Source organism: Amycolatopsis sp. WAC 04169, assembly GCF_003947535.1.
GTDB classification, from domain to species: Bacteria; Actinomycetota; Actinomycetes; order Mycobacteriales; family Pseudonocardiaceae; genus Amycolatopsis; species Amycolatopsis keratiniphila.
The window spans coordinates 35,773-54,113 of the sequence record NZ_QHJI01000019.1 but is presented as its reverse complement, the minus strand read 5'-3'; the positions used below and the strand labels follow the sequence as shown (position 1 = coordinate 54,113).

General features: G+C 68.4%; 15 protein-coding genes. 9 read left to right on the top strand and 6 right to left on the bottom strand.

Going from position 1 to position 18,341, the window contains the following annotated elements; translation table 11 throughout:
• Positions 1 to 14 precede the first annotated feature (14 nt).
• Positions 15 to 212, top strand: a complete 198-nt coding sequence (locus DMC61_RS39665; protein ID WP_016331585.1) for a hypothetical protein — start codon at positions 15 to 17, stop codon at positions 210 to 212.
• 109 nt (positions 213 to 321) lie between these two features.
• Here the strand turns inward: DMC61_RS39665 and DMC61_RS39660 are convergent, their stop codons facing one another.
• On the bottom strand, positions 322 to 1,287 hold the full coding sequence (locus tag DMC61_RS39660; RefSeq protein ID WP_125695573.1) for an AAA family ATPase: 966 nt from the start codon (positions 1,285 to 1,287) through the stop codon (positions 322 to 324).
• A 134-nt stretch (positions 1,288 to 1,421) separates the two neighbouring features.
• On the opposite strand from DMC61_RS39660, the gene DMC61_RS39655 reads away from it, so the two are divergent.
• Both DMC61_RS39655 and DMC61_RS39650 read left to right on the top strand, forming a co-directional pair.
• Positions 1,422 to 2,831, top strand: a complete 1,410-nt coding sequence (locus tag DMC61_RS39655) for an RNB domain-containing ribonuclease (protein ID WP_125695601.1) — start codon at positions 1,422 to 1,424, stop codon at positions 2,829 to 2,831.
• Positions 2,828 to 3,589, top strand: a complete 762-nt coding sequence (locus tag DMC61_RS39650) for a helical backbone metal receptor (protein ID WP_125695572.1) — start codon at positions 2,828 to 2,830, stop codon at positions 3,587 to 3,589. Before DMC61_RS39655 ends, DMC61_RS39650 begins: the two co-directional genes overlap by 4 nt.
• Positions 3,590 to 3,629: 40 nt before the next feature.
• On the opposite strand, the gene DMC61_RS39645 is transcribed toward DMC61_RS39650, so the two are convergent.
• Both DMC61_RS39645 and gabT read right to left on the bottom strand, forming a co-directional pair.
• Complete coding sequence (locus tag DMC61_RS39645) at positions 3,630 to 5,060, bottom strand: aldehyde dehydrogenase family protein (protein WP_125695571.1); 1,431 nt, start codon at positions 5,058 to 5,060, stop codon at positions 3,630 to 3,632.
• Positions 5,057 to 6,388 carry a 4-aminobutyrate--2-oxoglutarate transaminase gene (gabT, locus tag DMC61_RS39640; protein WP_199750217.1) on the bottom strand — a complete coding sequence of 444 codons (1,332 nt, stop codon included), beginning with the start codon at positions 6,386 to 6,388 and terminating at the stop codon, positions 5,057 to 5,059. Before gabT ends, DMC61_RS39645 begins: the two co-directional genes overlap by 4 nt.
• Positions 6,389 to 6,498: 110 nt before the next feature.
• On the opposite strand from gabT, the gene DMC61_RS39635 reads away from it, so the two are divergent.
• Positions 6,499 to 7,968 carry a PucR family transcriptional regulator gene (locus DMC61_RS39635; protein WP_199750216.1) on the top strand — a complete coding sequence of 490 codons (1,470 nt, stop codon included), beginning with the start codon at positions 6,499 to 6,501 and terminating at the stop codon, positions 7,966 to 7,968.
• Here the strand turns inward: DMC61_RS39635 and DMC61_RS39630 are convergent.
• Positions 7,952 to 8,686, bottom strand: coding sequence for a cache domain-containing protein (locus tag DMC61_RS39630; protein ID WP_125695568.1), 735 nt, complete (start codon positions 8,684 to 8,686; stop codon positions 7,952 to 7,954). The genes DMC61_RS39635 and DMC61_RS39630 overlap by 17 nt on opposite strands.
• Positions 8,687 to 8,718: 32 nt before the next feature.
• The gene (locus tag DMC61_RS39625) at positions 8,719 to 9,462 is read right to left on the bottom strand and encodes a FadR/GntR family transcriptional regulator (RefSeq protein WP_125695567.1); all 744 of its coding nucleotides are present in this window, start codon (positions 9,460 to 9,462) and stop codon (positions 8,719 to 8,721) included.
• A gap of 158 nt (positions 9,463 to 9,620) precedes the next feature.
• Between DMC61_RS39625 and DMC61_RS39620 the strand changes: the two genes are divergently transcribed.
• From DMC61_RS39620 to DMC61_RS39600, 5 genes are all read left to right on the top strand, one after another.
• Positions 9,621 to 11,042, top strand: a complete 1,422-nt coding sequence (locus tag DMC61_RS39620; RefSeq protein ID WP_125695566.1) for a gamma-aminobutyraldehyde dehydrogenase — start codon at positions 9,621 to 9,623, stop codon at positions 11,040 to 11,042.
• 20 nt (positions 11,043 to 11,062) lie between these two features.
• Positions 11,063 to 12,157, top strand: a complete 1,095-nt coding sequence (locus tag DMC61_RS39615; RefSeq protein WP_370456452.1) for an ABC transporter ATP-binding protein — start codon at positions 11,063 to 11,065, stop codon at positions 12,155 to 12,157.
• A 28-nt stretch (positions 12,158 to 12,185) separates the two neighbouring features.
• Complete coding sequence (locus tag DMC61_RS39610) at positions 12,186 to 13,391, top strand: ABC transporter substrate-binding protein (RefSeq protein WP_016331596.1); 1,206 nt, start codon at positions 12,186 to 12,188, stop codon at positions 13,389 to 13,391.
• 73 nt (positions 13,392 to 13,464) lie between these two features.
• A complete protein-coding gene (locus tag DMC61_RS39605) occupies positions 13,465 to 14,349 on the top strand; it encodes an ABC transporter permease (RefSeq protein ID WP_125695564.1) in 885 nt (294 codons plus the stop codon).
• Positions 14,350 to 14,358: 9 nt separating this feature from the next.
• Positions 14,359 to 15,165 (top strand): ABC transporter permease, encoded by an 807-nt coding sequence (locus DMC61_RS39600; protein ID WP_016331598.1) that lies wholly within the window; start codon positions 14,359 to 14,361, stop codon positions 15,163 to 15,165.
• A 55-nt stretch (positions 15,166 to 15,220) separates the two neighbouring features.
• Here DMC61_RS39600 and DMC61_RS39595 read toward each other — a convergent pair whose 3' ends face one another.
• Positions 15,221 to 18,208 (bottom strand): PQQ-dependent sugar dehydrogenase, encoded by a 2,988-nt coding sequence (locus tag DMC61_RS39595; protein WP_125695563.1) that lies wholly within the window; start codon positions 18,206 to 18,208, stop codon positions 15,221 to 15,223.
• Positions 18,209 to 18,341: the final 133 nt, after the last annotated feature.

The window sequence follows — 18,341 nt, the reverse complement described above, 5'->3', positions numbered from 1 at the left end:
GTCAGGCTTGACGTATGTCGAGCGACCCGAACCCGGATCAGGGCTGGTACTTCAACACCAAGACGAACCAGGTCGAGCACCTGGAACGCGGCCGGAGCATCGACCTCCTCGGCCCGTACCCGGACGAGGCGACGGCCAGGCGCGCCCTGGAGATCGCCAAGGAACGCACGAGGCAGGCCGACGCCGAAGACGCCAAGTGGAACGGCGACTGACCCGGGTCAGGACGTCGTGAGTGGCGATAAGGGTTAGAACCCGAAACGCCACTCACGACCACCCGGGCCGATCGCTCGCCTGCCCTCGCAGCGTGCCGCGCCCGGCAGGTCAGGCGTCCTGCCCGGCGAGCGCCGGCCCCAGCACGAACTCCGGATCCACCTGGGCCGTGAGATCTTCCCCGGCCCGCCCGCTGCCCCAAGCCCGCGCGTTGCGCAGGTGGAACTCGACGCCCTGACGCTGATAACGCGCCCAGTCTCGCCGCTCGCCGTCGACGGTCGCGAGCATCGAGCCCAGCGTCCCGAGGTTGTGCGCCTCGAGTTCGCCGATCGGGCGCGCGCGGCCGCGTTCGGCGGCGCGGACGTGCCGCGAGTTCTCCATCCAGCCCAGCAGGGCGTCGCCGACCTCTTCGCGCAGGAACTCGATGTCCTCGTCCTCGGTCACCTTGTTGCCCACGACGACCAGCCGCACCCCGAAGTCCCGCGCGTAGTCGGCGTACTGCCGGTACACGCCGACGCTGCGCACGGTCGGCTCGCACACCAGGAACGTCACGTCGAACCGCGTGAACAGCCCGGACGCGAACGCGTCGGCGCCCGCGGTCATGTCCATGACCACGTATTCGCCCGCGTCGTCGATCATGTGGTTCAGCAGCAGTTCCGCCGCGCCGACCTTCGAGTGGTAGCAGGCGACGCCGAGGTCGTCCTCGTCGAACTGCCCGGTGACGCCGAGCCGCACGCCGCCGAAGTCGCGGAAGCACGCCTCGAAGATCGGGTTGTCTTCGAACGGCCGGACCAGCCGTGACCCCCGCCCCGGCGGCGTCGTCTTGATCATCGAGGCCGCGTCGGCGATCCGCGGGTTGTCGCCGCGCAGGTACTCCTTGATCAGGCCCATGTTGTCGCCCAGCGTCGGCCACGCGATGGCCTCTTCCTCGCTCGCGCCGAGGGCGACGGCGAGGTGCTGGTTGATGTCCGCGTCGATCGCCAGCACCGGTTTCCCGTCGCCTGCCAGGTACGCGGTGAACAGCGACGCCAGCGTGGTCTTGCCGCTGCCGCCCTTCCCGACGAACGCGATCTTCACGCCACGGCCCTTCCTGTCGTTTTGAAAAGGGTATCGGTTTTCATTTCGATCCGTAACGTACACCCGACCGGCCCGCGCCCGAACGGGCGATCAACGGCGCCGGATCGGGATAGGGTTGGGTGGTGCCTCCACTCGTGATCAGGACACCTGCGGCGGGAGGGGACTTCGGTCACCTGCGCGCCGAGTTCGCGCTGCCGGAGTCGTTCGGGCCCGACGTGCTCGCCGAGGCGGAGGCGGCCGTCGTCGACCCGCTCGAGTCGGCCGGGGACCGTGAAGACGCCACCGGCCTGCCCTTCGTCACCATCGACCCACCCGGAGCCAAGGACCTCGACCAGGCGGTGCTGATCGAATGCGCCGACGGTGGCGGGTTCCGGGTCCACTACGCGATCGCCGATCTGGCCGCGTTCATCCCGCCGGGTGGCGCGCTCGACAAGGAGGCGCGCCGCCGCGGCCAGACGCTCTACCTGCCCGACGGGAACGTCCCGCTGCACCCGCCGGTGCTGTCCGAGGGCGCGGCGAGCCTGCTGCCGGGGGAGACCCGGCCCGCCGTGCTGTGGACCATCGACGTCGACGCGAACGGCGAGCCGACGGCGACCAAGGTCCGCCGGGCGCTGGTCCGGTCGATCGAGCAGTTCGACTACGAGACCGTCCAGGCCTCGATCGACGCGGGCGACCCGCATCCTTCGGTCGCCGCGCTGCCGGAGCTCGGCCGCCTGCGCCGCGAACTCGCGATCCGGCGCGGCGCGGTCGAACTGCAACTGCCGGAGCAGGAGATCAACGGCGACCCCGACGGCGGCTGGGCGCTGATCCAGCGGCCGCGCAACGACGTCGACGCGTGGAACGCCGAGATCTCGCTGCTCACCGGCATGGCCGCGGCCAAGATCATGATCGACGCGAAGATCGGTGTCCTGCGCACGTTGCCGCAGCCCGATCCCGAGGCGGTCGAATGGCTGGGCCGGTCCGCGCAGGCGCTGAACATCGAGTGGCCCGAAGGCAAGAGCGTGTCGGAGTTCCTGGCCGCGCTCGATCCCGGCCAGCCCGCGTCCATGGCCCTTTTCGCCGACACGACAAGGCTTTTGCGCGGCGCCGGGTACACCGCGTTCGACGGCGAACTGCCGGAGCTGACGACCCACGCCGGGATCGGCGGCGCGTATGCCCATGTCACCGCGCCGATCCGGCGGCTGGTCGACCGGTTCGCCACCGAGATCTGTCTCGCGGTGAGCGCGGGCCGCGAGGTGCCCGAATGGGTCCGCGCGGCGCTTTCGGAGGTGCCGGAACAGATGTCGGCGTCCGACACGCTGGCGGCCAAGGTCGAACGCGCGTGCATCGATCAGGTCGAGGCCTGGGTCATGGCCGAGCACATCGGCGAGGAGTTCGACGCGATCGTGCTGCGGGCCGACGAAGCCAAGTCGGAGATCCTGATCGAGAATCCCCCGGTCATAGGCAAATGCGCGGGCGAGAAGCCGCCGGAAGGCGAGCGGATCCGGGTCCGGCTCACCGCGGTGGACGTCGACAAGCGGAAACTGTCGTTCGAGCGGGCATGATCGACGACCTCGGCGAAGTGGTCCCGCTGCGCGAACCGGCGTCGCGGGTGGTCTCGCTCGTGCCGTCGCTGACCGAGGCCGTCGAGGTGAGCGCGCCGGGAAGGCTCGCGGGCGCCACGGACTACTGCACCCATCCGGTGGATCTGGACGTCCCGAGGGTGGGCGGCTCGAAGTACCCGAACGTGGACAAGGTGCTCGAACTCGAACCGGATCTGGTGCTGGCCAACTCCGAGGAGAACCGGCCGGAGGACGTGGAACGCTTACGCGCCAACGGGATCCCGGTCTGGGTGATGGAGGCGTCGGCGACCGTGCCCAGCGCGCTCGCCTCGATCCGGCGGATCCTGACGCAGGCCTACGACCTCGCCGAACCCGAGTGGCTGGTCGAGGCAGAGGAGATCTGGCGGGAGACGTCGCCGGAGCGCTTCCGCGCGGTCGTGCCGGTTTGGCGGAAGCCGTGGATCGTGCTCGGCAGGGACACCTTCGGCGGCGACGTGCTGCGTCGCGTCGGAATCGGCAACGTCTACGCCGACGACGAAGAGCGTTACCCCCGCCCGAAGCTCGACGAGCTCCAAGCGCGCTTCGCGACCGAAGACGCGAACCTGCTCGTGTTGCCCGACGAGCCTTACGAGTTCACTGCCGACGACGGCCCCGAAGCGTTCCCCGGCGCGAAGCACGTCCTGGTCTCCGGCCGCTACCTGACCTGGTACGGCCCTTCGCTCGTCGAGGCTCACTCCCACCTCACGCATTTAGTCCTCTGAATGCGGCCGTAGCGCATCCAGAGGACTAAATGCGGGCAGGTCAGAGGGTCAGGCCGGTCAGGACGGTGACGCGTTCCTCGGTGAAGTCCGCCATCGCCGACGCCGGGCCTTCGCGGCCGACGCCGGAGTCCTTCACGCCGCCGTAGGGCATCTGGTCGGCCCGGAAGCTCGGGACGTCGCCGACGAGCACACCGCCGACACGCAACTTCGCGGACACGTCGAACGCCGTCGGCAGGTCACGCGTGAAAACGCCGGCCTGGAGACCGAAGCGCGAGTCGTTGATCCGGCGCACGCCGTCGTCCACCGAGTCGACCCGCGTGATCGACACGACCGGCCCGAAGACCTCGTCGGCCATCACCGACGCGTCCTCCGGCACGTTCGCGAGCACCGTCGGCTCGACGGTGGCGCCGTCACGCTTTCCGCCGGTCAGCAGCTCGCCGCCCGCCTCGACCGCCGCCGTGATCCACGATTCCACCCGGGAAGCGGCGTCGGTGTTGATCAGCGGCCCGACGTCCACACCGTCCGTCCGCGGGTTGCCGGTCCCGAGCGCGCGCACCTGCTCCAGCACCTTCGCCTGAAGCTCGTCGTAGACGTCGGCGTGCGCGTACACGCGCTGCACCGAGATGCAGGACTGACCGGCCTGGTACATCGCGAACGTCGCGATCCGCTGCGCCGCGAAGTCCAGATCCGTCCAATCAGGACAGACGAGCACCGCGGCGTTGCCGCCGAGTTCGAGCGCGACGTGCTTGCGCGGCACGCTGTCGCGGATACCCCAGCCCACCGGCACGGATCCGGTGAACGACACGACCGGCAGCCGCGGGTCGGCCACCAGCTTGGCCGATTCCTCGTTGCTCACCGGGAGGATCGACCAGCTGCCGGCGGGCAGCTGGGTCTCGGCGAGGATCTCGCCGAGCAGCAACGCGGTCAGCGGCGTCGCGGGCGCGGGCTTGAGCACGATCGGCGCGCCGACCGCGATCGCCGGCGCCACCTTGTGCGCCACCAGGTTCAGCGGGAAGTTGAACGGCGTGATGCCGAGCACCGGGCCCTTCGGCACACGGCGCACGAGCGCGAGCCGTCCGGTGCCGCCGGGGTCGGTGTCGAGCCGCTGCAGCTCACCGGAGAACCGGCGGGCCTCCTCGGCGGCCCAGCGGAACGTCGACGCCGCCCGCCCGACCTCGCCGCGCGCCCACTTCAGCGGCTTGCCCGACTCGGCGGTGATCAGCTGTGCGATCTCTTCGGACCGCTCACCCAAAACTCGGGACACGTGGTCCAACGCGCCCGCCCGGACATGTGCGGGCAGCGTCGCGAACTCGTCCTGGACGTCGTGCGCGGCCTGGACCGCGGCTTCGATGTCCGAAGTGGACGGAACGTGGTGTGACCCGGCCTCGCTCCCGTCGAAGGAGTGCCGGACGACGACGGTCTCGTCGCTGGTGACCGGCTTTCCGGCTACCCAGTAAGGGAACGTGGTCACTTGGAGGCCTCCGTACGGACAGCGTGCTCCAGGACCGACAGGCCCTCTTCGAGCAGTTCGGTGGACAGGGACAGCGGCGGCAGCAGTCGGACGACGTTGCCGTAGGTGCCGCAGGTGAGGACGACGACGCCCGCCTGGTGGCAGGCCTGCGCGATCCGCTTGGTCAGGTCGGCGTCGGGTTCGGTGGTGCCCGGCTTCACGAACTCGGCGGCCAGCATCGCGCCGCGGCCGCGGACGTCGCCGATCACGCCGGTCTCCTCGGCCAGTGCGCGCAGCCGCGGCAGCACCGTGGCCTCGATGCGCTTCGCCGACGCCGCGAGGTTCTCCTGCCGCATGATCTCGATCGAGCCGAGCGCCGCGGCACACGCGATCGGGTTACCGCCGTAGGTGCCACCGAGGCCACCCGGACCGACGGCGTCGAGCAGTTCCGCGCGGCCGGTGACGGCGGCGAGCGGCAGCCCGCCCGCGATGCCCTTGGCGGTGGCGATCAGATCGGGCACGACGTCCTCGTGCGTGGACGCGAACCACTCGCCGGTGCGGCAGAAGCCGGTCTGCACCTCGTCGGCGACGAAGACGACACCGTTTTCGGTGCACCAGCGGGAAAGCGCGGACAGGAAACCGGGAGCGGGCTCGATGAAACCGCCTTCACCCTGCACCGGCTCCAGCACGACGGCCGCGACCTCGGCGCCGCCGATCTGCTTCTCGATGCGGTCGATGGCGATGCGCGCGGCCTCGGGACCGGACAGGCCGTCGCGGTACGGGTACGACCCCGGCACCCGGTAGACCTCGGGCGCGAACGGACCGAAACCGTGCTTGTAGGGGATGGACTTCGCGGTCAGCGCCATCGTCAGGTTGGTGCGGCCGTGATAGGCGTGGTCGAACACGACGACCGCCTGGCGGCCGGTCGCGGCGCGGGCGATCTTCACCGCGTTCTCGACGGCTTCGGCGCCGGAGTTGAACAGCACCGAACGCTTCTCGTGCGTACCCGGCGTCAGCTTGTCGAGTGCTTCGCACACCTCGACGTAGCCCTCGTACGGCGTGACCATGAAACACGTGTGCGTGAACCGGCCGGCCTGCTCGCGGACGCGGTCCACGACGGCGGGCGCGGCGTGGCCGACGTTGGTCACCGCGATACCGGAGCCGAAGTCGATCAGGACGTTGCCATCGGCGTCGGTGAGCAGGCCGCCTTCGGCCGAGGTGACGTAGACGGGCAGCACCGAGCTCACGCCCGCAGCGACTACGGCCGCGCGCCGTTGCTGCAGGGCGCGCGAGGCGGGGCCGGGGATCTCGGTGCGCAGCCTGCGCTGTGTTTCGGTGGTGGCGGTCACGGCCAAACTCCTGCGGACGCGAGGGACGGTGGTCGCCCTCCAGGATGGGAGCCGCGCCCGGCGCCGTCAGCTCGACATCTTGTCGATATCGAGGCGTAGAGTTGGACAACATGGCACTGACCCTCGCCGCCCTCGTGGCCGAACGTTCACTCGGCCTGCGGGTGCGCGCGGCCGAGGCGGTGCTCGACCGGCCGATCGGCTGGGTCCATCCCACCGAACTGACCGATCCGCAGGCCTTCCTCGAAGGCGGCGAACTGCTGCTGACCACCGGCCTCGCCCTCGATGAGACCACCTCACCCGGGTACATCCGGCGACTGGTCGACGCGGGCGTGGCGGGGCTCGGTTTCGGGGTCGGCCTCAGCCACGAGAGCATCCCTCGGTCTCTTGTGGACACCGCCGAAGAGATCGGGCTCCCGGTGCTGGAGGTGCCGAGGAAGACGCCGTTCATCGCGATCACTCGCGCGGTGTCTCGCGCGGTCGCCGCCGACGAATATGCCTCGCTCGTGCGCACCGGCAAGGGGCAGCAGGAACTGACAAGGACCGCCGTCGGCAAGGGCGGCCCCGGCGGGGTCGTGCGGAAGCTGGCGAAGCTGATCGACGGCTGGGTCCTCCTGCTCGATTCGTCAGGCGCGGTCACCGAGGCTTCGCCCTCCGCGCGGCCCTTCGCCGACGAACTCCAGGACGACTTCGCGCGGCTGCGCGCGGGCACGCTGGTGACGGTGGCGGGGGAGTACGAGGTGGTACTGCAGACACTCGACACGCGCGCCCGGGGCGTACTCGCCGTCGGCACGCGCGAGCCGCTCGACGCCGCCGGACAGCACATCGTCAACACCGCGGTGTCGTTGCTTTCCCTTGCCCTGGAACAGAACCGTGAGCACAGCGGAGCCCTGCGGCGGCTGAGGTCGGGGCTGTGTGACCTGCTCGCCGCGGGACACGGCGAAGTCGCCACGCGGACGATGAAGTCGCTCTGGGGCGGTGTCCCGGAAGCGCCATGGTCCGTGCTGGCCGTCGCCGGTCCCGCGAGTGCGCGCCGATCGCTCGCCGATGTGCTCGACGCCGAACTGGCGGGGGAGACGGTGTTCTTCGGCGAGTCCGGGGCGTTCGTGCTCGCCCTCGGTGACGTGGAGGCGGTCGTCCGGCACGCTTCCCGGATCGGTGGATTGCACGCCGGGCTGTCGGAGCCGGTGTCCATAGTGGACTTCCCGGCGGGGTTACGGCAGGCGAAACAGGCGGCGGAAGCGGCGAAGGCCGAGCGGTCCCCACTGGTCCGGTTCGCCGAACACGCCGGACGCGGCTTTCTCAGCCTGGTCGATTCCCAAGCGGCGCAAGCGTTTTCGGACAGTCTGCTGGCGCCGCTGCGGCACCATGACGAAACCGGCAGGGGAGAACTGGTCGCCTCGCTGACCTGCTGGCTCGAACACCACGGTCACTGGGATCTGGCGTCCGCGCGGCTCGGCGTCCACCGGCACACCCTGCGCAACCGCATGCGCAAGGTCGCCGAACTGACCGGCCGTGACCTCGATTCCCCAGGGGTGCGCGCCGAATTCTGGCTCGCGCTGCAGGTCAGCGCTCGGACCTGACCAAGGCGATCGGCGAGTCCCCGCACCGCCGCAGTTGCGTGCCGGTCTCGGTCGTGACCGGCTCCGCACCGGCGGACCACCACGCCGGGACGTCGACCTCGCGGACCAGCGAGCCCGTCGCCTGCCGCGCGTTGTTCGACACGATCACCCGGCCCTGCGCGTTGACCAGGGCCGCGCGGCCGCCCAGGGCGCGCAGCTTCGGCTGCAGCAGGCGCTCGACCTCGCGCACGTAGATGTCCGCGCCGACGACGCCCGCGAAAGCCCCATCGCGCTGGACAGGGACGGTGAAGGTCAGCGTGTACTCGTCGGTGCAAAGGTAGTCGACGTACGGGCCGTTGATGTGGCGGCGGCCCGTGTCGCGCGGGACGGTGAACCACGACTGCCGGGTGTAGTCGAGGAAGTTCTCGCTGTCCGGATCGAGGCTGATGACCAGTTGCACCGGTTCGGCATCGCCGGTCTCGGTCCACCACTCGAAGCCGAATTCCTGATCGGACAGCAGATTCGGCGCGCTGATGAACCCGGCACCGACGACCAGGCCACCGAGGACCTCGAAGACCTGCGGCCGGAGACGGGTCAGGTCTTCCGCGGTGACATCGGCGGATGCGGCCAGGAGTCCTTCAGCGCCGGCCAGTACCGGCTTCAGCCGGCCGAAGACGTCCTCGACCAGGGCGGATACCTGTTCCACGACCTCGGAACCGGCGGACGGTGTGTCGTTCACGATGCTCACCTCGGATGCGCGGATGCCGCAGCTTAAGGGGCCAGAAGGTCTAAATGCACGCCCGCCAGCCGGTCTATCGCTTCGAGGATGTGCTCCTCGGTGAGCTTCCTGGCCAGCTCGCCGTCGCCCTGTGCGATGGCGGCGGCGATCGCACGGTGTTCGGCGTAGGCGTTCTCGCGGGTGCCGTGCGGCTCGAGCGGCAGCCACAGCAGTCCCCCGCGTTCGCTCTGCAACTGCACTTCTTCCCGGGTCAACCGCGGCGATTGGGCGGCCGCGGCGACTTCGAGATGGAACTGGCGCTCGGCGCGCGACGCTTCCGCGCCGGTGGCGGTGCGGATGTCCTCGGTCGCCAGTTCGAGCCGCTCGATGTCCTCGGGCGAACTCCGCTCGGCGGCGAGTTTGGCGGCGGCACCCGCGATGGCGAGGTAGTGATCGCCGACGTCGCGAAGCTCGGAAAGCGAGACCGTGCGAAGGCGCTCTCGCCACGAAGCGGCCGAAGGGTTGGCAGGCGTCTTCACGAAGCTTCCGCCGCCTCGGCCGCGTCGCGTCTCGACAAGGCCCTGCTGTCGCAAGGCCACGAGCGCTTCGCGGACCGTCACGGTGGAGACGCCGAACTGGGCGGCCAGCTCGGCTTCGCTCGGGAGCTGTTCCGAATCGGCCAGCAAGCCGAGCGTGATGGCGTCGACCAGCCGCGCGGTGACCGCTTCCGCCCGGCCGATCTGGTCGAGCGGAGCGAACATCGCTGATCGCGCGCTGTGCGACATCCCCTTACGCATGGTGGCCCTTCGCCCGTACCGCTACCCGATGGAAGCAATCTTGCACCATCGTCTTGTCATTTAACCTATGGACTTATATGTTTTAGCTCCCGCGCAACCCCACGAGGGAGCAAGGGACCTTTGCTACCACCTCACGCCCCCAGGCCCCTGGAGGTCTCGTGCAGCAGTTGAAGCACTTCATCGGCGGTGAGTACACCGGATCCGCGTCGGGCAAGGTCGCCGACATCGTCGATCCCGTCACCGGCCGCCCGTATTGCACCGCCGCCGTCGCCGGCCCCGAAGACGTCGATCGCGCGCTCAAGATCGCGGCCGCCGCGTTCGAAACCTGGCGTGAGACCACGCCCGCGCAGCGCCAGCTCGCGCTGCTGAAGATCGCGGACGCCGTCGAAGCCCGCGCGGACGGCCTCGTCCTCGTCGAATCGGCGAACACCGGCAAGCCGGTCGCGCTCACCGCGGCCGAAGAACTGCCGATGATCGTCGACCAGTTGCGGTTCTTCGCGGGGGCCGCGCGTGTCCTCGAAGGACGGTCGGCGGGCGAGTACATGGAAGGGCATACCTCTTTCGTCCGCCGAGAACCGATCGGCGTGTGCGCGCAGGTTACGCCGTGGAACTATCCGCTCCTCATGGCGGTCTGGAAGATCGCGCCCGCGCTCGCCGCGGGGAACACCGTGGTGCTCAAACCGGCCGACACGACGCCCGCGTCGACCCTGCTCCTCGCCGAAATCTGCGCCGAATTCCTGCCGCCCGGCGTGCTCAACGTGATCTGCGGCGACCGCGAAACCGGGCGGGCGCTCGTCGAGCACGAGATCCCCGCGATGGTGTCCATCACCGGCTCCGTGCGGGCAGGGATCGAAGTCGCCGCTTCGGCCGCGAAGGACGTGAAGCGCGTACACCTCGAACTCGGCGGTAAAGCGCCCGTAGTCGTCTTCGCGGACGCCGACATCGAAGCGGCCGCAGAAGGCATCGCCGCGGCCGGGTACTTCAACGCGGGCCAGGACTGTACGGCGGCGACGCGCGTCCTGGTCGCCGACGAGGTCCACGACACCTTCGTCGCGGCTCTCACCAGGCAGGCGCTGGCGACCACCACCGGCAAGCCCGACGACACGTCGGTCACCTATGGCCCGCTCAACAACGCCGCCCAGCTCGACCGGGTCGCCGGTTTCGTCGATCGGCTGCCCGCGCACGCGATAGTCCACTGTGGAGGTAAGCGGCATGGGAACGAGGGTTACTTCTACGAACCGACGGTGATCTCCGGGGTCCGTCAGGACGACGAGATCAGCCAGACGGAGATCTTCGGTCCGGTCATCACCGTGCAGCGCTTCGAGACCGAAGCCGAAGCGCTCGCCGCGGCCAACGGCGTCGAGTACGCGCTCGCGTCGTCGGTGTGGACCACCGACCACCAGCGGGCGATGCGGCTGGCCGGGAAGCTCGATTTCGGCTGCGTGTGGATCAACACGCATATCCCGCTGGTCGCCGAAATGCCGCACGGCGGCTTCAAGAAGTCCGGCTACGGCAAGGACCTCTCGCTCTACGGCCTCGAGGACTACACCCGCGTCAAGCACGTGATGAGCGCGCTGTGACGACCACCGAAAGGCACGCCATGCCTCATCAAGCGCCCACCGCCGCCGCGGGGGAGCAAGGGACCTTTGCTACCACTTCCGCAGGTGGAGGCGACATTCCGGCCATCCGGCTGCGCGGGCTGCGCAAGGAGTTCGGCCAGGTCCACGCGGTCGACGGCGTCGATCTCGACATCCCGCCCGGCGAGTTCTTCTCGATGCTCGGCCCGTCCGGCTCCGGCAAGACGACCGTGCTCCGCATGATCGCCGGCTTCGAACTGCCGACGGCGGGCACGATCGAACTCCACGGCCGCGATGTCAGCCGCCTCGCGCCGTTCGACCGCGACGTCAACACCGTCTTCCAGGACTACGCGCTCTTCCCGCACATGACGGTGCAGCAGAACGTCGAGTACGGCCTTCGGGTGAAACGCGTCCCCCGCGCGGAGCGCCGCCAACGCGCGAAGGAGGCTCTCGACACCGTCCGGCTCGGAGAGTTCGGGGAGCGCAAACCCGACCAGCTCTCCGGCGGCCAGCGGCAACGGGTCGCCCTCGCCAGGGCACTGGTCAACCGGCCCAAGGTGCTCCTGCTCGACGAACCACTCGGCGCGCTCGACCTGAAACTGCGCCACACCATGCAGACCGAGCTGAAACAGATCCAGCGCGAGGTCGGCATCACCTTCATCTTCGTCACCCACGACCAGGACGAGGCGTTGACGATGAGCGACCGCATCGCGGTGTTCAACGCCGGCCGCATCGAACAGGTCGGCTCACCGGTCGAGGTCTACGAGCGGCCCGCGACGGCGTTCGTCGCCGGCTTCGTCGGCACCTCGAACCTGCTCAGCGGCGGCGGTGCCGAGAACATCATCGGCGAACCCGGTGTGTTCAGCATCCGCCCCGAGAAGATCCGCATCGACGCCGATCTCTCGAAATCCGCCGGAGTCGGCGAGACCAGCGCCACCGGCACGGTCACCGACACCGTCTACGCCGGCGCGACCGTGCGCTACGAGGTCACCCTCGACGCCGGCGGCCAGCTCGCCGTGGTCCGGCAGAACACCGCCGAACCCGCGGACTTCGAAGGCGGCCGCGTCCGCCTGAGCTGGCGGCACGAACACAGCTTCCGCGTCCCCGAAGCCGGTTAGTTCTCCCCCTGTACCGAAAGGTTGTTCAATGAAGAACAGGAAACTCGCGCTCGCCGGCCTGCTCGGCGCCGGCCTGCTCGTGGCCGCCTGCGGAACCTCCGGATCCAGTTCGACCGCCGCCGCGCCCGGCGGACAGGGTTTCACCCCGCCGAAGCTCGACGCGCTCGCGCAGCTCGGCCAGCCGGAAGGCCAGGTCAACGTGCTGGCCTGGCCCGGCTACGCGGAGAACGGCTCCAACGACCCGGCCGTCGACTGGGTCACCGGCTTCGAGAAGGAGACCGGCTGCAAGGTAAACGTCAAGGCGTTCGGCACCTCCGACGAGGCCGTGAGCCTGATGAAGACCGGGCAGTACGACGTCATCTCCGCTTCCGGTGACGCGTCGCTGCGGCTTATCGCGTCCGGCGACGTCGAACCGGTGAACACCGCGCTCGTGCCGAACTACGCCGACGTCTTCGACTTCCTCAAGAACCGGCCGTGGAACAGCGTCAACAACGTTTCCTACGGCGTGCCCCACGGCTGGGGCGCGAACCTGCTCACCTGGCGCACCGACAAGGTGACCCCGGCGCCGACGTCGTGGTCGGTCATGTTCGACGCGAACAGCCCGTACAAGGGCAAGATCACCGCCTACGACTCGCCGATCTACATCGCCGACGCTGCGCTGTACCTGCAGACGCACAAACCCGAACTCGGCATCAAGAACCCGTACGCCTTGGACGACAAGCAGTTCCAGGCCGCCGTCGACCTGCTCAAGCAGCAGCGGCCGATGGTCGCGGAGTACTGGTCGGACTACCTGAAGGAAAGCCAGGCGCTCAAGAGCGGCGACGCCGTGGTCGGCACCGCCTGGCAGGTGACGGTGAACCTGACCAAGAGCGAGGGCGCGCCGGTCGAGTCCGTGCTGCCGTCCGAAGGCGCGACCGGCTGGTCGGACACCTGGATGGTGGGCGCGAAGTCACCGCACAAGACGTGTTCCTACAAGTGGCTGAACCACATCGTCAGCCCGAAGGCGAACGCCCAGGTCGCCGAGTACTTCGGTGAATCGCCCTCGAACCCGAAGGCGTGCGCCGAAACCAAGAACAAGGCGCACTGCGAGACCTTCCACGCCGGTGACGCCGCGTACGCCTCGAAGATCCAGTACTGGACGACGCCGATCACGCAGTGCCTCGACGGCCGCACCGACGTCAAGTGCAAGGACTACGGCGAGTGGACCCGCGCCTGGACCGAGATCAAGGGCTGACCTCCCGACTCCGGGAGCGGCCGGTGGGCCCCCCACGCCGGCCGCTCCCGGTCCCATCTCAAGGCGGAAGATGATGACGACCACCCTCGACTCGCCACGGCGGAAAACCTCCGCCTTCCTGTACCGCAAACCCAAGCTGCGCCTGGGAATCCTGCTCTCCGCGCCGATGCTGTGGCTCGGCCTCGCCTACCTCGGCGCGCTGGCCGCGTTGTTCGTGACCGCGTTCTGGAGCACCGACGTCTTCACCGGCCAGGTCGTGACCGAGTGGTCGCTGAACAACTTCGTCACCCTGTTCAGCGACGCGGTGTATCGCACGATCACCCTCCGGACGGTCGGGATCGCTGCGCTGGTTACGGTGGTCACCGCGATCATCGCCTTCCCGATGGCGTTCTACATGGCCAAATTCGCGTCACCGAGGGCCCGGCGGCTCCTGGTGATCGCCGTCATGACGCCGCTGTGGGCGAGCTACCTGGTGAAGGCCTACGCATGGCGGACCATGTTGTCCGGCAACGGGGTCCTGCACTGGTTGCTGAACCCGTTCGGCCTCGACACCCCGGGCTACGGCGTGCTCGCGACCGTGATCACGCTGTCGTACCTGTGGCTGCCGTACATGATCCTGCCGATCTACGCGGGCCTGGAACGGCTGCCGAACTCGTTGGTGGACGCCGCGAGCGACCTCGGTGCCCGGCCGTTCCGGACGTTCCGCTCGGTGGTGCTGCCGGTGACCTTCCCGGCCGTCGTCGCCGGCTCGATCTTCACGTTCTCGTTGTCGCTGGGCGACTACATCGCGGTGAAGATCGTCGGCGGCACGTCGCAGATGCTCGGCAACGTCGTCTACGACAACATCGGCGCGGCCAACAACCTGCCGTTCGCGGCGACCGTCGCGACCGTGCCCGTGGTGATCATGCTCGCCTACCTCGCCGCCGTGCGCCGCACGGGCGCGCTGGACAACCTGTAGGAGCGCGCGATGCGGCTTTCCCGGACGACCAAATACCTGCTGCTGGCGGCGCTGGTGCTCGGCCTCGGCGTCATCTACTTCCCGCTACTGGTGGTCCTGCTCAATTCCTTCAACGCGGACACCACCTTCGGCTGGCCGCCGTCGAGCTTCACCCTCGAATGGTGGGGCCGGGCCGCGGAGAACGAAGGCGCGCTGAACGCACTGTGGACGAGTGTCCAAGCAGGACTCGCGGCCACCGCGATCGCCTTGGTACTGGGCACAATGGCGGCCTTCGCACTGCAGAAGTACCGCTTCTTCGGCCGCAACCAGGTGTCGCTGCTGATCATCCTGCCGATCGCGCTGCCCGGTATCGTCACCGGTATCGCGCTGAACAACGCCTTTCGCACGATCCTCGGTATCGACCTCGGCCTGTTCACCGCCATCGTCGCGCACGCGACGTTCTGCATCGTGGTGGTGTTCAACAACGTCGTCGCCCGCCTGCGGCGCATGGGCGGCAACCTCGAAGAGGCGTCGATGGACCTCGGCGCCGACGGGCTCACGACGTTCCGGCTGGTGACCTTCCCGATGCTGCGTTCGGCCCTGCTGGCCGGCGGCCTGCTCGCCTTCGCCCTGTCGTTCGACGAAATCATCGTCACGACGTTCACCCTCGGGACCGGGCTGGAGACCCTGCCGATCTGGATCCTGAACAACCTGTTCCGGCCGAACCAGGCCCCGATCGTCAACGTCGTGGCGGCGGTGCTGATCCTGGCCTCGACGGTGCCGGTCTATCTGGCGCAACGGCTTTCCGGCGACACGACGTCGGGCGGACGGCTGTAGACGGCGAAACGCCGGTGCGACCCTTTGCGGGCCGCACCGGCGTCTCACTGTTCACTCAGTAACGACGGTCTTCGATCGCTCCCGTCGATCCGTTGTAGGTGATGTAGCCGTACTGGAAGTCACTGCGCTTGCCGGTCGGGATGTTGTACTCGCCGCTGGTGGGGAAGCCGAGGTACGAGGTCTCCCAGCCGAGGTCGCGCCAGCGAAGACGGATCATCCCCTTGACCTCCCAGGCGACGTTCGTTCCCGCACGCCAGTAGATCGAGTGATCGAAACTGCCCTGGCGGAAGTGGTTGTACTTCCCCTTGCTGCCCGGCGTCCACGTCTCGTCGGTGATGGGGTAGCCGACACCGGTTTGCCAGCCGGTCGCGGCGAACCGGTCACGGATCGTTCCGTGCACTTCGAAGGCGTCCGTTGACGGGGACCAGTAGATCGAGCCGTTGCCGCTGAAGTGGGTGTACCGACCGACGTTGTCCGGCGTGGCCACTTCGTCGGTGGTCGGGTAGCCGAAGAACTTTTCCCAGCCCAGTGAACGCCACTTCTGCCAGATCCGGCCCATCACGTAGTGCGCGCCGGTCGCCGCGGTCCAGTAGATCGAGGCGTTGTTGTTGTTGAAGTGGTTGACGCGGCCGATCCCGTCCGGTGTCGTGAGCTGATCGGTGGTCGGGAAGCCGAGCGGCCCGGCCTCGCCGTTGGTCGCCTGCCACTTCGCCCGGATCTCGCCGTGGATCGCCATGGCCCCGATGCTCGAGGTCCAGTAGATCGACGCGTCACCGGTGAGCGGGCCACCCACGAAGTCGTTGTAACGGCCGTTGTTCGCTCTGGCCACGAGTTCGTCGGTCTTCGGCGACCCGAGGAACGCGTGCGCGCCTAGCGTGACGTACTTGGTCAGGATCTCTCCGGCGACGGTTTTGACGCCGTACTGCTCCGTCCAATACAGACGTCCCGAGGTGTACAGCTGCCAGTGCCCGTCACCTTCGATGAGCTCCAGCCCCACCGGAGTGCCCACGAGCGTCCGGAGAGGGGCTTCGTCCGCGTAACGTTTTTGGATGGGGGTCTGGTAGTCCGCACGGAGCGCGAGTCCGCTCGCGGGCATGATGATCTGCCGCGTCGGGTCCGTGCTCTGATTGTCGGCCCACTTGGTGAAGTTCGCTCGGTCGAGCGATGTCGCCGGGGCGGATACCTGGACGGGGGAACCCACGGTCACCAGCCGGTTCGTGTCTTCGTGCGCCCCGATCTTGATCCGCGCCGAACGACTGCCCGCGACACTGAACCGGGCGGTCCTCGGGTTCACGACGTACCGCTTTCCTGCGGCCACGTTGCGGCCGTTCACCGCCGTCGCCGTCACCACGACCTGGGTGTCGGTCTCCGAGGGGAAGAGGAACGAGAAGGTCGGGCCGGTACCCGTTCGCAGAGAGTTGACTTCACACGTGCTGCTGCGGGGGCAGTGCAGCCGGTCGGCTCGCCAGGCGACAGTGAGCGGCCCATCCGTGTCATCGTTCGCCGACGCGGCGAGGTGCACCGACTCCCCCGCGGAGAAGACGGTCGCGTCGCCGGGAGTCGTCAGTGAGACGGTAGGACCGGCCTCACCGGGCAAGAAGGTCTGACTGTAGTTCGCCACAGCGCCGTGGGAATCGCTCACCGTCAGTGTGACCGTCACCGGCTCCGTAGCCGAGTACGTGTGTTCCGTGGTGCGACCGCTGCCGGTGGTGCCGTCGCCGAAAGCCCACTGATAGCCGAGGGGCTCGAGGTCCGGGTCATGCGATCCGCTCGCGTCGAACGAGACTGTTTTCGTCGCCGGAGCGACTGTCGCGTTGAAGGCGGCGACCGGGGCCTTGTTGGCAGGCTTGTAGCTCAGCCTGCGCATCTTGGCGGAAGCGGCGTCGGCCACCACTATGTCGCCGTTCGGTGCCGTCAATACGGCGACAGGGTCACCGATATCGGTGGCGAGGGCGGTGATCTGCTGCGTCGCCCGGCCGCTCGAATCGAAGGCAAGGGTCGAAAGCGAATGTGCACCCTTGTTGGCTACGAAATGAATTCCCCGGTACATGGCGGGATAGGAGGTTCCGGTGTAAGCGACTCCGCCGACCAAGGTATCCGCGGTTCCGTGCACGGATTCGGCGAGTGGCCCGGCGTTGGCGACATTGGCGCATTCCGGTAGGTCGCGATAGCCAGGCGCCCTGGTGGTTCCTTCCCAGCACGGCCATTTGAGGTTCTGCCCGGCGAAAGCGAGGTTGACCTCGTGACGCGCGGCCCAGCCGGTGTCCGTGACGACCACCCCGCCCCGGGGGTCCAGGGTGATTCGCGGATCACGCAGCCCGCTGACGTAGTTGCGGCTTCGCCAGGAACTGGAAGATCCCGCCTCGTAGTACGGATTCGTGGACAAGCCGTGGCCGTTGGTGTCGATCCGCAGCACTTTCCCGGTCGGCTGGGCCGGATCCAAAGCACGCAGGGCGAACTTGTCCACGTTGTCCTTGGTCGCACCGCCTGCCGGCTGGACGGTGGCGTTGTCACCCACCGCGACCCAGAGAGTGTCGCCCGACGGCTCGACCACGACATCCTGGATGCCCTTGTTATCGGCGTTCACCGGGAGCTCGAGGAGCGGGGTTTCCTGCCCCAGGCCGGTCGGTGCGCCCGTGCCGTCCGCCTGCCACTTGCTGAGGCGGAACACCTGAGTGGACGTACCGGTCGACATCGCCCTGGTGGTATAGACCGTTCGGCTGGTGGTGAAATCCGGTGCCACCGCGATTCCGGTGAGGCCGAGCGAACCGGAGGTGAACACCGGGAGTGACGCGATCTGGGTCGGCTGGCCGCCCTGTGGTGTCAGATGGACGGTTCCCAGACGACCGGTGCTCAGGACACTTCCGTCCGGAAGGAAGGCGGCGTCGGTGAGTTCTCCAGCCTGCTGGCCGGTGGGCGTGTCGATCAGTGCGAAGTCTTCGGGTAGCACCGGCGCGGCGTGAGCCGCGGGTGCCGTGACGACCACGGTGCCCAACAGGGCGGTGGCGGCCGCGGAGACGACCAGGGATCTTCGAGTCCGCATTGGACCTTCTTTCTCCGAATACGGAGAGTGCCATGTGCGGAAAGTGCTCACGAACGCACAAAATCGCGAGTTGCTCATTCTGCAACGCGACGAGACGTTCCGCCCCCAGCGCCCTCGTTTCTGGCTATGAGCA